The sequence below is a fragment of the Caulobacter sp. Root343 genome (assembly GCF_001425745.1).
In the GTDB taxonomy this organism is placed as follows: domain Bacteria; phylum Pseudomonadota; class Alphaproteobacteria; order Caulobacterales; family Caulobacteraceae; genus Caulobacter.
Genome location: NZ_LMDF01000011.1, coordinates 22,499 through 36,346 on the forward strand (window position 1 = coordinate 22,499; position 13,848 = coordinate 36,346).

Below are 13,848 nucleotides of genomic sequence, written 5' to 3' on the forward strand. Positions count from 1 at the left end.
AGGATGAATCTCGCCGCATGAAGCCGCCCAGCAAGGTGATGATCGTCGAGGACGAGGCGCTGGTGGCCATGATGGTCGAGGACATGCTCGGCGACCTGGGATGCGAGGTCGCCGGCTCGTTCGGCGCGGTCGACGACGCCCTGGCCTGGCTGGACAGCGGCCAGCCCGCGCCCGACGGCGCGGTGCTGGACGTCAATATCGGCGGCGAGATGGTGTTTCCGGTCGCCGAGGCGCTGCGCGAGCAAGGTGTGCCGTTCGTCTTCGCCACCGGCTACGGCGACCTCCCCCGCCGAGGTTTCGAAAACGTCGAGGTGCTGGCCAAGCCGATCAATGTCGGGGCGTTGCGCCAGGCGATCGACAAGTTTCGAGCCGGATAGAACGGCCTCACCCTTCCTCGCGCAGGAAGTCGATGAAGGCCCGCAGCGGCGCCGGCGCGCGCCTCCGGCTGGGATAGTAGAGATAGAAGCCTCCGTAGTAGGGGCACCAGTCCTCCAACACGCGAACCAGCTTGCCGGCCGCGATCAGGTCGGCGACCTGATCCTCGAAGGCGAAGGCCACGCCGACGCCGTCCAGGGCGGCCTGGATCATCAGGCCCTGGTCGCCCAGGGTCAGGGGCCCGTCGACCTCGATGTTCAGCTCGACCCCGTCGCGCTCGAACTCCCAGTGATAAAATCGGCCGCTGGCGAAGCGGAAGCGGATGCACGGCAGGTCCTTCAGCTGCTCGGGCGCGGTCGGCTTGGGATGGCGCGCGAAGAAGGCCGGCGCGGCGACGATGGCGGTGCGCTGGCGCGGGCCGATCGGCACGGCGACCATGTCCTGGGCGATGGTTTCGCCGAAGCGCACGCCGGCGTCGCAGCCCTCGGCCACCATGTCGACCAGGGCGCCATCGACGATGATCTCGACCTTCACCCCGGGCTGGCGGGCCATGAAGCGGTTCACGGCCGGCAGCAGCACCAGCTCGGCGGCGCCGCGCGAGGCGTTGAAGCGCAGCGTTCCCATTGGCCGGTCGCGGAAATTGTTGAGATCGTCGAGGGCGTCGTCGATGTCGCGGAACGCCGGGGACACGCGGGCGAACAGCCGCTCGCCGGCCTCGGTCAGGGCGACGCTGCGGGTGGTGCGGTTGACCAGGCGCAGGTCCAGCCGCTCCTCGATCCCCCGCAGGGCGTGGCTGAGGGCTGACGGCGTGCAGCCCAGCTCGTCGGCGGCGCGGCGGAAGCTCTTGTGGCGGGCGATGGCCAGGAAGCTGGCCAGATCCGCGGGGGCGATGGGCCGCATTACTGAACCTTGCTCACTGATGCACGAGAACCGCGATGATCGGCTCATCGACGATTCAGGTCCAGCCCGTCCTCCGTCGCCGCGCCTGTCCTACCGTCCGAACCGCAGGACCAGGATCTGGTTGATCTGGTTGGCGTCGTAATTGTCGTCCGAAGCCAGGACCAGCGCGCGGGCCCCGTCCTTCAGGCGCGGCCCCCAGGCCATGGCCTCCAGGTTGTCGATCCGGACGCCCAGGCGATCGAAGTTCAGCAACAACCGCTTCTCGACGGGCCGGACCGGGGTCTTCGCCAGGCTCTCGACCTTCGAAACATCCTGGGCCTTGGCAAGGTCGGCCAGGTACAGGCGGATGTGATAGCCGTAGCGCCCGTCCGCGCCCTTGGCCGCCGAGCGCTCCAGCACCAGCAGGCGATGGTCGTCCAGGGTCAGGATCTCGCTGACGCCATTGTCGTTCACGCCCACCGGCGAGGCGGCCTGCACCGGGTCCAGCGGATAGGCGTACTGCGCCAACAGCCGCCCCGAACGATCCAGGCGACTCAGGCGGGTCAAGCCGCCTTGGGCCACCGAAGGAACGGGACCGTCCTGCGCCAGCGGCCATTCCATCGACAGCCACATCGATCGTCCGTCAACGGACCACGACGCGCCCTCGGTGGTGGCGTTCTTGCGCGCACCGGTCTCGCCGCCCGCATGAAACGTCAGCATCTCGGGGACCACCATCCGACTGACCGGCGTCCCGTCGGACTTGATCCGCCGCACCGCCGGCGGGTAGCCGTGGTCGAAGTCGCCTTCGGTGGCCCAGATCAGGTCGTGGCTCAGCGGATCGAAGCGGATCGCCTCCCCGTCCGCCGCCTCGGTCCCGGCCTTGCGGTCCGGGAAGGTCGCGCCGTCCTCGCGGCGCAGCGGGATCATCTTCTCCAGCGTCGGCGCGCAGGGCTGGCCGGGACGCAGGTCGAGGCGGCCCAGGAAGACATGCGACGGTCCGTGCTCGGACTTGTCGTCGCTGATGAACGCCCAGAGCCCCGAACGTGGATCGTAGTCGATGCCGGAGATCCCGCCGTAGCCGCCGCCTTCGAAGACGATCCCCTTGGGCGTCTCGCAGGCCTTGATCAGCGACAGCCGGTCTTTCGCCGCCGCCGGCGTCACTGCGAGCAGCGCGGCGAGGACCAGCGCCTTCAAAGCCGCGACGCCGGCGCGAGAAGCGGACCGTCGTCCCAGCCGGCCATGGCGGAGGTGGCCTCGGCGCGTTCGATGGCCACGGTCAGCTTGCGGCGAAACTCGGCGGGATCGATCGTGAAGGGCTGGCTCTGGGCCTCGATCGTATGCAGGCGCGGGCGACCGTCGGACGGCAGGATGTAGCCGACGTCGTGGCGACGGAAATTGCCGATCCGCGACTGCACCTCGACCAGCCAGTTCAGCGCCACCACTTGGCAGCCCGGCGGCGACAGGAGCGTGTTGTGCAGGCCCGAGCCGAACTCGCCGGCCACCACGCGAGCGCGCGAGAAGATCCGGGCCTGCTCCGTCCACGAGAGGGTTTCGGGCCGCAGCACGGTCAGGCCCAGGTCGCGTGCTATGCCCTCGATCTCGGGTTCATTGACCATCTCGCGGAAGACCCCGGGCGCGCGAAGTCCCGCGCGGCTGACGAACACCTTGTCGAAACCGGCGCCGCGCGGCCAGGCCAGCGCCTGTTCCTCCAGCTTCCACCGGAGGAAGTCGTGGAAGATGTAATCCTTGTGCAGCATGTGCGGCAGCAGGGCCACGTCGACGTGGAGCGCCTCGCGGGCCGGGTCGTAGGTGACGATCTCGTGCCCCGGAAGCATCTCGCGGACAATCCGCGACACGTAGCCGGGGGCGCTGGCCGGCAGCACCACGGGGGCGGTGACCCCGCTCGCCGCCAAGGCCTGGATCAGGAACAGCTTGGGATACATCTCGGTCAGCCAGTGACCCCAGACGAAATTGAAATGGGTGATCACGAACGCCCGCTCGAGCCGGCGCTTGGCGGGCGCGGAGAACGCCCAGCGCTGGGGCGTGATGTCGTTGTCCCACCAGTGCTTGACGTAGCTGGGATAGGGACCGGCCGCATAGACGAGCTGGCCGTCCAAGGTCAGGTGCCCGCCCAGGCCGCCCACCCGCACGTCGCGCGCGACATAGAGATCGATGGCCGGCGTCGGCCAATCGTACCGGTGGTCGGCGTTCATCTGCTCGCCTTCGCACGGCCACGGCATCGGGCGCGCCAGGACATAGCCGCTGTCGCCCATCAGGCGCGCGCGGACGGCGCGGCCGCCGCCGGCCAAGGCCGTGGTCAGCGGAACGAGGTCGCACGCGGTGATGTCGACGGATTGGACCATCGCCCCTAGAGCCCCACGTCGAGGAAGCCGAGGAAGGCCGGCAGGTCCAGCCGCCAGCTAAACGCCGCGTCCGGACGACGCCAGTCCTCCAGCATCATCTCGACCTGACTGACCGGCGAGGGCGAGAAGAAGGCGCGCCAGTCCAGATCGGCGAACAGGGCGAGGTTGCGCGGCCATGCGGCGGTGAAGTGGGTCGGCTGCAATTCGACCACCTTGGTCCCTGGTCGGCAGAACAGGATATTGGCCAGGGCCGCGCCGGGGGCGGCGACAACGACGTCGGCCCCGTGGAACAACGCCACCTGCTCGCGGACCGATAGGGTGGCGGGCCTGACGATCGTGAAGCCGCGCGCCGCCAGGGCCGTCTCCAGGTCCAGCTCGTTGAGCAGCACACGGTCGACCGAGTCGCGGCGGCTGACATAGATGCGCCGCGGCCCGACCGCGGGATCGACGGCCGCCGCCGCCAAGATCCGCTCGCGGACGCGATCTAGCGGCGCGTTGGGCGCGTGCAGGAAGTGATCCAGGGTCGAGGCGTAGATCGCGTCCTCGATCCGCGCCAGCGGGGCTTCGATCACGCGGGGTTGGGGCGCCGAGCCCAGCAACAGGGCAAGGAGATCGCGATGCCAGGGCAGCAGGGGCGGCGCGATCGCCGGGAAGCGCTGGGTCGCGCCGGTCTCGATCGCCGCGACCAGAGCCGGCAGGCACTCGATCAGGAAGCAGCCATAGTTGTGCAGCCCTCCCCACGCCATGAAGACCGTGGCGCGCTCCAGCCGCGGGACCTTGCCCGGCGGGCGAAACACGGCTCGGTCCTCTTCGACGCGAACCCCCGGCAACAGGCCCAGCGAGGGCGTCAGATACAGAGCCTCCTGGACCGTTTTCTGGAACACCTGCCCCTGGTCGTTGAACACCGCGCCGAAGGCCGGGGCGTGCCAGACGCCCGTCACTCGGACGAGGTCGACGGGCGCGCGACGAACGCCGCCGGCTCCTGTGGCCCATGCTGGCGCATCGACACCGCCGACCCGGCCGGCCAGCCGCAGGCGCGTCTTTTCTTCCGCCTCCACGCTCTCGGACGTCAGCTCCGCGATAAGGCCCGGCGCGGCGGGAACGCCACCGTCCAGAACGTTGGCGACGCGGGGCAGAACCGCCGCCTCACTGACGATCGTCAGCGGCAGACCTGGGCCCCGCGGGCGCTCGGGAACCAGGGCCTTCAGTCGGCTCGTCGCGCCCTTGGCCACCCGGCGCGCGGCGCGTAGCACCCGTCTCACAGCTCGAAACTCGCCCGGTAGCCGGCGCGGGAGACGATGGCGGCGGTCAGCCGTTCGATCGCGTGGGCCGTCGTGCCGTCGACGCGGCCGAGCTCCGGCCCGAAACCAAGCTCGGCGTCGGTCAGGTCGGTCAGCGGAGCGAACGCTTCCGTCCGTCCCCAGAACATCGAGCCGGCCGCGAACGGCGTCTCGGGTCGCGGCTTCAGGCCCATGCGCGCGGAGAGCCGCTCGACGTCCGGACGGTTGTTGTCCATCACGTCGGGATCGCCCATCCGCATGCGGGCCTCCGACGAGGCCAGCAGGCCCAGTTTCGGATCCTGGGCGAAGGCGCGCAGGGCCAGGGCGGTCGCCTCGCCGCCCAGCAGGCCATCGACCAGCGCGGCCCGCCACTGGTCGCCCTTGGGCTGGTGTGGCGAGCGCTTGGAGTGAAGCTTGCAGAACACCGAATAGCCGAGCGCCCGGGCTCGGCGCAGGGTCTCGACGAACGGCCGGATGTCGCGGCCACGGTTCTCGGCGATGGCCAGGTGGGCGCGCGGGAAGGCCGCACGGACCTTGGCCAGGTCGGCCTCGCCCCAGGCTTCCGGCACGGTGATCATCAGGTCCAGCACGCCGGCCGTGGCGGCCAGGCGCTCGGCGAACCAGTCGATCAGTTCCGGATAGAACAGATGCAGCAGGGTCACCGCCTCGGCGCGCTTGACGAAGCCCCGCTGAGCTTCAGCGACCAATGGATGGTCGTCGGTCAGGCGCGGCAGGTAGGCGCCGAGCGCGGCGCGGGTGGCATGCAGATAGCCGTGGCCGAACCAGCGGTCAGGCTCCAGATAGGCCCCCTCGCCCCACTCGTTCCAGGCGTTGACGAAGGCCAGGCCCTGCCCTTTCGGGTGCTTGGTCTCCGCATGCTTCAAGGCGCCCGACAGCCAGCGCAGATAGCTCTCCGGGTCGGCGTTGTGGAAGGCGTGGCCGGCCCAGGGCTTGCGCGCCTGGTTGTCCCAGCCCGGCATCACGCCCGGCACGAAGGCGGCGTCGGCCTGTTCCAGTTCGTCCAGCTTGTGCTGCACGACCGTTGGATAGTCGTAGACCTTGCCGGTGAAGTTCGGATGCAGCGGCGTCACCGACTTGGTGATCTCGCCCTCGACGATGGCGTGCGGCGGGAAGTCGATGATCCCGTCGAAGCCATGGCCGGCGTGGTCCTGGAAGCCGAAGGCCGTGGTGCACAGCAGGTGCAGTTCGCCGATCCCCATCGCCCGCGCCCGCGACCGCCAGCGGTCGGTGGTGGCCTTGGAGTCCGGCAGGATCTCGGGGCGATACAGCACCAGAACCGGCTTGCCGCCGACCTTCAGGTAGCGAGGATCGCGGATGTAGCGGGCCATGTCCTCGAATACGGCCTCGTCGTCCTCGGGCGAGTGATCCTGGCCCATCAGGATGTCGCTCTCGTCGCCGTCCCAGCGCCGCGTCCAGTTCTCGTTGGCCCAGCAGAGAGCGAACGGCAGGTCCAGGGTCGAGTCGGCCAGGAACAACTCGATCGGCCGCTCCAGCAGCCGCTTTCCGGCGAACCAATAGTAGTGGAAGCAGAAGGCGTGGACACCAGCGCCCTTGGCCAGATCGATCTGCTGGGCGATCACCTCGCGCTGGCGCAGGTCGTAGAAGCCCAGGTCGGCCGGCAAGCGCGGCTGGTAGTGGCCCAGGAACTGCGGCTGGGCCTTGGAGACATTGGTCCACTCGGTGAAGCCCTTGCCCCACCAGGCGTCGTTCTCCGGGAACGGATGAAACTGCGGCAGGTAGAAGGCCACCACCTTCGGCGCGTCGGCCGGCAGGGCGATCGGCGCGGCGATCGGGGCGGCGTAGTGGGGGCTGCGCAGGTTCTTCGCGACCCGGATCGCGTGGGTGTAGGTCGCCCGCACCGGCCCCGAGTCGCCGCCGGCGGCGGGACGGCTCGCCCGCGCCCGGTCCAGCATCGCCCGCCCTCGCCGCCAGGCCGCGCCCGCCGGTTTGCGCAGGGGTCCCAGCAGCGGCTTGATCGCCTGGATCGCCGCGCCCTTCAGGCCACGCGGATCCTTGCCCAGATCGCCGACGCGCGAGACCTTGAAGTCAGCCACGACGAACGCGCAGGCGCCTTCCGACGGATCCAGCCGCACGCCGTTCAGCTGCCAGCTGCGGGCCGGCAGCGAGGCGAACCAGCCGTCGGGGCCAGCCTTCAGGCGGGTGTAGGAATCTTCCGAAAAGCCGTCGCCCCAGTCGGCGTAGAGCGCCGGACCGACCAACTGCCCTTCGACCGCCTCGAGCTTGACGTCGATCCGCACCGCCTTGGCCGCGCGCAGGGCGGCGCGCTCGGCGCGGGTCGCGGTCCAGACCATCTGAGGGTCGCCTCTGGCCGCCGCCAAGACGGTCCGCCCCTGGGCGTCGAGGCCCTGGACCGCGACGTCGCGGCCGGGCTTCAGGCCGCCGAACACCGGCTTGGGCGGCGGGCGGCTCATGCCTTGCCCGAAAGGCGGGCCAGCAGCCGCGCGAAGAAGCCCCGCGGCGCGTTGGGGTCGCGCTTGCGGATGACCACGGCCGCCTGCCAGAAGCGGGCCGGATCGTCGATGTAGCGCACCACCTCGCCGCCGTACGGCGCGGCTTGCTTGGCCACGAACTTGGCCGTCACGGCCGTTTCGCCATAGACGTCCGGTTCGCGATAGTCGCCGCCGCCCGATGGCAGATAGGCGATGCCTTCGCCCGCGAGGTCCGCGCGCAGTTGCGGGAGGCGGTCCTTATAGACGGATAGCGCCGCCATCCAGGCATTCGAGGAGTCGGCGTCCGTGGCTTCCAGCATGTCTAGGAAGCGTGGCGGCTCGACCGTGAACACTAGCTGGCCGCCAGGCGCCAGCACCCGCAGCAGCTCGGCCAGCCAGGCGCGGAACAGGTGCGGCGGCAGATGGGTGAAGACCGAATAGGCGGTGATCAGGCGGAACGACCCGTCGGCGAACGGCAGCGGCTGGCCGTTGGCGATGGTCTCGAACCGGCCGGGCAGGTTCGCGCCGGCGCAGAAGGCGACCATGTCGGGATCGATGTCGACCCCGACCATGTCCTCGGCCTTGAAGTCGCGCAAGAAGAAGCGCCCGATCCGCCCCCAGCCGCAGCCGAAGTCCAGATAGCCCCCGGCGCCGGACCGCTTGTAGGCGCGGTCGCCCATGCTCTCCTGCGCGAAGTCGTAGAATCGCCCGGCCTCCTCAAGGGCGTCCTCGTAGGCCGAGCCGACGAACTGCCTCTGGATCTCGGCCGACGGAAAGTCGGGGAACACCAAGCCATCCTGGGCGCGCTCGGCGACCGAGCGCTTCAGGCGCGCGATCCAGGCGCTTGGACCTTCGCCCCGGATGTCTTCGTGGGCGAGAAGGCGGGCGGAGACCGTCATGCGACCTGGGCTTCCCGGTAGGCCAGCCACTCTTCGGTCGGGCCGAGGAAGACGATGCGGCCGGCCTGCAGCTCACAGACGCGGTTGCAGACGCGACAGACAAGGTCGTGGTCATGCGTGGCCATGACCATGATCTTGGCGTCCTCGACCATGCGGTGCATGCGCTGAGCGGCCTTCTGCACGAAGGCGGCGTCGCCGGCGCTGAGCCACTCGTCCAGCACCAGGATATCGGCCTCGAACTCGGTGGCGACCGAGAACATCAGGCGCGCCAGCATGCCGGCCGAATAGGTGCGGACCGGCAGGTGCAGGAAGTCGCCCAGCCCCGAGAACTCGGCGATGGCGTCTACGCGACTGTCGATCACCTTGCGCGACAGGCGCCGCATCAGGCCCAGCTTGTGGATGTTGCGAAGGCCCGTCGCCTCCATGTCGATGCCGGCGTTGAGGGCGATCATCGAGGTGATGTCGCCATCGATCTCTAGCTCGCCGCGGGTCGGCGAATAGATGCCGGCGATCACCTTCAGCAGGGTGGTCTTGCCCGAGCCGTTATGTCCGACGAGCGCGATGCGGTCGCCCTCGACGATCTCGAGATTGATGTCCGACAGCGCCTTGACCGCGGCGACGTCGCCGGCCGCCTTGTACATCTTGCCGCCCACGGCGAGGTTGAACACGGCGCTGCGCAGCGACTGCGAGCGCAGGCTGTAGACGAAGTAGTCGAGATCGACGTTCGTCAGCTTGATCCGGTGCGTCATCGCCGTCTCCTAAAGCCAGAAGACCACGCGCTTGCGGAACATGGCCAGCAGCGCGAAGGCGATTATCGCCAGAACGCCAGCCGTTCCCAACGTCCACCACCAGTCGATCGCCGCGGGCGCATGACCGGTCAGCGCCGCGCGCAGCAGCTCGACCTGATGCGCCAGCGGGTTCATTTCGACCACCCAGCGGTGCTTGGCGCTGACATTGGCGGTCATCCAGAACACGGGCGTCACGTAGAACAGCAACTGCACGACATAGCTCATCATGTACGCCACGTCGCGGAAGCGGGTCGACGGGATGGCGATGATGAAACCCTGGAAACACACGACAAACAGCATCAGCGCGACCGCCGGGATCAGCGTCCAGTGCGGCACGGCGAAACGGCCGATGACCAGCAACACGGCCCAAAACGCGATCAGCTGGAAAAGGAAGTTCGTCGCCGCCTTTTGGGCGTGCAGGAAGACATAGAAGGTCAGCGGCAGGCGCTGGCTCTGCATCAGGCCGGCATTGTAGAGGAAGATCGCCTGGGCGTCGGCGATCGTGGTCCCGACCAGCGACCAGGCCAGCAAGCCGGCCACCACCTGCGGAAAGGTGCCCATCAGGTTCACGCCCATCATGGCGCTGACTAGGAACGCCAAGGCGAAGGCGACGACCAGCAGGTTGCAGGCCATCCAGAACGGACCCAGGATCGAGCGCTGGAAGCGCGACGCCGTCTGGTCCAGGCCGAGCCGCCACCACAGGGGGGCGAGGCGAATGCCGTCTCCCACGTCCTTCAGCGCCGCCATCAAGGGACTCGGCATGCGGATCCTTCCTCAACGCCTCACGGCGGTCAGTAAGGCGCCTGCTTACAGAGCGCCGAGCCGCCCGACAATGCTTTGGACGGCTAGCGAGCGCGGGTTTCCCAACTCGCGCCCGACCTGTTGCGTAAAAACTTTAGTCCCGCCCTTGGGACCGCTCGGCGCGTCGATCCCGCCCGCGCATTTTATGCGCTATATCTCCGACAATTGGACCGGAGCCGTCGAACGGGGGTGAAAGCGCCGCGCGGATCCGAGTATGCTGACGCTCGAGGCGCCTGTAGCGGCCCGTGCGCGCGGCGCGAGCCGGGGAGCCCGATCAGGCCGGATTTGAAACACAATTTCTTAGTTTGCTTGACATGGAATATGCCTTCCATACACCTGTCCCAAACTCAGAGTGATGCCCAGCATCCAATAATCAGACATTAGGAAGAGAAACCCCATGACCCGCCCTCTGCCGTCGCGCCGACGCTTCTTCGGCCTGGTGTCCGGACTGGGCCTGGTGTCAGGCATGGGGCTGACGGCCGGCCTGTTGGGCGCCTGTTCGCGCGGCGGCCAGGACGCTTCCGAGGTCGTGGTCAGCTTCAACGACCTCTCCCAACCTTTCTTCGTGGCCATGCGCCGCGAACTCGAGGACGAGGCCGGCAAGCTGGGCGTCAAGGTCCAGGTGCTGGACGCCCAGAACAATTCCGCCAAGCAGATCGCCGACCTCGAGGCCGCCGCCGTGCAAGGCGCCAAGGTGGTGATCGTGGCCCCCACCGACTCCAAGGCCCTGGCCACCGCCACCGACGAGCTGGCCGAGCAAGGCGTGACGGTGATCTCGGTCGACCGCAACATCGTCGGCGGCAAGACGCCGGTGCCGCACGTCGGCGCCGACAACGTGGCCGGCGGCCGCGCCATGGCCGACTGGGTGGTCAAGACCTATCCGGGCGGCGCGCGCGTGGTGGTGATCACCAACGATCCCGGTAGCTCCAGTTCGATCGAGCGGGTCAAGGGCGTCCACGACGGACTCGCGTCCGGCGGTCCGGCGTTCAAGATCGTCACCGAGCAGACCGCCAACTCCAAGCGCGACCAGGCCCTGACGGTCACCCAGAACGTGCTGACCTCGATGCACGACACGCCGCCGGACGTGATCCTGTGCCTGAACGACGACATGGCCATGGGCGCGCTGGAGGCCGTCCGCGCCGCCGGCTTCACGTCCGACAAGGTCAAGGTGCTGGGCTTCGACGCCATTCCCGAGGCCCTGGCCCGCATCAAGGCCGGCGAGATGGTCGCCTCGGTCGAGCAGAACCCCGGCCAGCAGATCCGCACCGCCCTTCGCCAGGCCGTGGCCAAGATCAAGACCGGCGCCGCGCCCAAGAGCGTCAGCCTGATCCCCGTGCTGATCACCAGCGCCAACCTCGCCGAGGCCTCGCGCATCGCCGAGGTGAAGTAGACGACGCCATGGCTCTTCTGGACGTCAGCCAGGTCAGCAAGCGCTTTCCCGGCGTGCTGGCCCTCGATCAGGTCCGGCTGCAAGTCGGACCCAAAGGGGGACAGGGCGAGGTCCACGCCCTGCTGGGCGAGAACGGCGCGGGCAAGTCGACCCTGATCAAGATCCTGTCGGCGGCCCACGCGGCCGACGAGGGGACCGTGACGTTCGACGGCCAGCCGCTGGACCCGCGCGACACGCCGCTGCGCCGCCAGCAGCTGGGCATCGCCACGATCTACCAGGAATTCAACCTGTTCCCGGAACTCAGCGTCGCCGAGAACATGTATCTGGGCCGCGAGCCCAAACGGCTGGGCCTGATCGACTGGAGGCGACTGCGCGCCGACGCCCGCGCCCTGCTCGAAGCGTTGGGCCTGCCGCTGGATCCGGACGAGCCGGTCCGCCGCCTGACCGTGGCCGAGCAGCAGATGGTCGAGATCGCCAAGGCGATGACCCTGAACGCCCGGCTGATCATCATGGACGAGCCGACGGCCGCCTTGAGCAGCCGCGAGGTCGACGGCCTGCACGCCATCATCGCGGGCCTCAAGGCGCGCGGCGTCAGCGTCATCTACGTCTCGCACCGCCTGGCCGAGGTGAAGGCCATGTGCGACCGCTATACGGTGATGCGCGACGGCCGCTGGGTGGCCAGCGGCGACGTCGCCGAGGTCGAGGTCGCCGACATGGTCCGGCTGATGGTCGGCCGCCACGTCGAGTTCGTTCGCCGCGTCCGCTCGGGTCCGCCCGGCCGCGTGGTGCTGAAGGTCGAGAGCGTGACCCCGCGCCGGCCGCGTCTCTCCACGCCGGGCTATCTGAAGGACATCCGCCTGGAGGTCCGAGCCGGCGAGATCGTCGGCTTGGCCGGTCTGGTCGGGGCCGGCCGCACGGACCTGGCTCGGCTGATCTTCGGGGCCGACGCCATCGCGTCGGGCTCGATCCATCTGGACGACAAGCCGCTGAAGCTGAGGTCGCCGCGTGACGCGATCCGGGCGGGCGTCATGCTGGTGCCCGAGGACCGCAAGCAGCAGGGCTGTTTCCTCGACCACTCGATCCGCCACAATCTCAGCCTGCCCAGCCTGGGGCCGCTGAGCCGCTTCGGCCAGTGGGTCGACGAGCGCGCCGAGCGCGACCTGGTCGAGACCTATCGCCAGAAGCTGCGGATCAAGATGGCCGACCAGGAAACCCCGATCGGCAAGCTGTCCGGCGGCAACCAGCAGAAGGTGCTGCTGGGCCGCTCGATGGCGCTGGCCCCGCGCGTGCTGATCGTCGACGAACCCACACGTGGCATCGACATCGGCGCCAAGGCCGAGGTCCACCAGGTGCTGTCCGACCTGGCGGCCCAGGGCGTGGCAATCGTCGTCATCTCCTCGGAACTGGCCGAGGTCATGGCCGTCAGTGACCGGATCATCGTCTTCCGCGAAGGCGCGATCGTCGCCGACCTCGAGGCCGACGCGGCCACAGAAGAAGGCCTGATGGCCTATATGGCGACCGGCGCCGGCCGGCCCTCGCCGTCAGGAATGGAACTCCGTCCCCAATGACCGCTTCCCCGACGCTTTCCCCGGAACCGACAGTCCAGCAGGCCGCGCCGCCCCAACCCGCGCCGCCGCCTGGGCGCCGCTTCGACCTTCTGGCCTTCGCGCGTAAGCATCGGACGATCCTGTTCCTGCTGCTGCTGATCGCCGCGTTCGGGATCGTCAACGAACGCTTCCTGACGATCCGCAACGCGCTGAACATCCTCAGCGAGGTGTCGATCTACGGCATCATCGCGGTCGGCATGACCTATGTGATCCTGATCGGCGGCATCGACGTGGCGGTCGGCTCGCTGCTGGCCTTCGCCTCGCTGGCGGCCGCCTATGTGATCACCACGGTGGTCGGCGAGTCGCCGGTCAGTTGGCTGATCGCACTGACCCTTTCCAGCGTCGTCGGCCTGGTCGGCGGCTACATCCATGGCAAGGCGGTGACCTGGCTGCACGTTCCCGCCTTCATCGTCACCCTGGGCGGCATGACCGTCTGGCGCGGCGCGACCCTGATCCTCAATGACGGCGGTCCTATCTCGGGCTTCGACGCGGCCTATCGCTGGTGGGGCACGGGCGACATCCTGTTCGTGCCGGTCCCGGTGGCGGTTTTCGCCCTGGTGGCGATCGTCGGCCACGTGGTGCTGCGCTACACGCGCTACGGCCGCCAGGTCTACGCCGTCGGCGGCAACGCCGAGGCCGCGCGCCTGTCGGGGGTCAATGTCGACTTCATCGTCACCAGCGTCTACGCCGTGATCGGCGCCCTGGCCGGCCTGTCGGGCTTCCTGCTGTCGGCCCGCCTGGGCTCCGCCGAGGCGGTGGCTGGCACGGGCTACGAGCTGCGGGTCATCGCCTCGGTGGTGATCGGCGGGGCCAGCCTGACCGGCGGCTCCGGCGGCGTCGGCGGCACCATCCTGGGCGCCCTGCTGATCGGCGTACTGTCGAACGGCCTGGTGATCATGCACGTCACCTCGTACTTCCAGCAGGTGGTGATCGGCCTGATCATCGTCGCCGCGGTCGCCTTCGACCACTACGCCCGCACCCACAAGGCCTGATCC

12 protein-coding genes are annotated in these 13,848 nt (G+C 68.9%); 4 read left to right on the top strand and 8 right to left on the bottom strand.

Going from position 1 to position 13,848, the window contains the following annotated elements; translation table 11 throughout:
* The first annotated feature begins 17 nt into the window (after positions 1–17).
* A complete protein-coding gene (locus ASC70_RS21840) occupies positions 18–377 on the top strand; it encodes a response regulator (RefSeq protein WP_047408587.1) in 360 nt (119 codons plus the stop codon).
* 7 nt (positions 378–384) lie between these two features.
* Here ASC70_RS21840 and ASC70_RS21845 read toward each other — a convergent pair whose 3' ends face one another.
* The 8 genes from ASC70_RS21845 to ASC70_RS21880 form a co-directional block, all read right to left on the bottom strand.
* Complete coding sequence (locus ASC70_RS21845; protein WP_056054633.1) at positions 385–1,275, bottom strand: LysR family transcriptional regulator; 891 nt, start codon at positions 1,273–1,275, stop codon at positions 385–387.
* A gap of 90 nt (positions 1,276–1,365) precedes the next feature.
* Positions 1,366–2,448: an esterase-like activity of phytase family protein gene (locus ASC70_RS21850; protein ID WP_235519559.1), complete on the bottom strand. Its 1,083-nt coding sequence runs from the start codon at positions 2,446–2,448 to the stop codon at positions 1,366–1,368.
* Complete coding sequence (locus ASC70_RS21855) at positions 2,445–3,617, bottom strand: DUF563 domain-containing protein (protein ID WP_056054636.1); 1,173 nt, start codon at positions 3,615–3,617, stop codon at positions 2,445–2,447. Before ASC70_RS21855 ends, ASC70_RS21850 begins: the two co-directional genes overlap by 4 nt.
* A gap of 5 nt (positions 3,618–3,622) precedes the next feature.
* The gene (locus tag ASC70_RS21860) at positions 3,623–4,870 is read right to left on the bottom strand and encodes a DUF563 domain-containing protein (protein ID WP_056748847.1); all 1,248 of its coding nucleotides are present in this window, start codon (positions 4,868–4,870) and stop codon (positions 3,623–3,625) included.
* A gap of 5 nt (positions 4,871–4,875) precedes the next feature.
* Entirely contained in the window at positions 4,876–7,350 is a 2,475-nt protein-coding gene (locus ASC70_RS21865) for a glycoside hydrolase family 99-like domain-containing protein (protein WP_056054642.1), read from the bottom strand.
* Entirely contained in the window at positions 7,347–8,267 is a 921-nt protein-coding gene (locus ASC70_RS21870) for a class I SAM-dependent methyltransferase (RefSeq protein WP_056054644.1), read from the bottom strand. Before ASC70_RS21870 ends, ASC70_RS21865 begins: the two co-directional genes overlap by 4 nt.
* Positions 8,264–9,016: an ABC transporter ATP-binding protein gene (locus tag ASC70_RS21875; RefSeq protein ID WP_056054647.1), complete on the bottom strand. Its 753-nt coding sequence runs from the start codon at positions 9,014–9,016 to the stop codon at positions 8,264–8,266. The genes ASC70_RS21870 and ASC70_RS21875 overlap by 4 nt, the downstream gene beginning before the upstream one ends.
* 9 nt (positions 9,017–9,025) lie before the next feature.
* On the bottom strand, positions 9,026–9,817 hold the full coding sequence (locus ASC70_RS21880; RefSeq protein WP_056054649.1) for an ABC transporter permease: 792 nt from the start codon (positions 9,815–9,817) through the stop codon (positions 9,026–9,028).
* A gap of 436 nt (positions 9,818–10,253) precedes the next feature.
* On the opposite strand from ASC70_RS21880, the gene ASC70_RS21885 reads away from it, so the two are divergent.
* From ASC70_RS21885 to ASC70_RS21895, 3 genes are read left to right on the top strand one after another with little or no spacing between them, the layout of a single operon-like run.
* Complete coding sequence (locus tag ASC70_RS21885; RefSeq protein WP_056054654.1) at positions 10,254–11,246, top strand: sugar ABC transporter substrate-binding protein; 993 nt, start codon at positions 10,254–10,256, stop codon at positions 11,244–11,246.
* Between the two features lie 8 nt (positions 11,247–11,254).
* Positions 11,255–12,814 (top strand): sugar ABC transporter ATP-binding protein, encoded by a 1,560-nt coding sequence (locus ASC70_RS21890; RefSeq protein WP_056054656.1) that lies wholly within the window; start codon positions 11,255–11,257, stop codon positions 12,812–12,814.
* Entirely contained in the window at positions 12,811–13,845 is a 1,035-nt protein-coding gene (locus ASC70_RS21895) for an ABC transporter permease (protein WP_082539812.1), read from the top strand. Before ASC70_RS21890 ends, ASC70_RS21895 begins: the two co-directional genes overlap by 4 nt.
* Positions 13,846–13,848 lie beyond the last annotated feature (3 nt).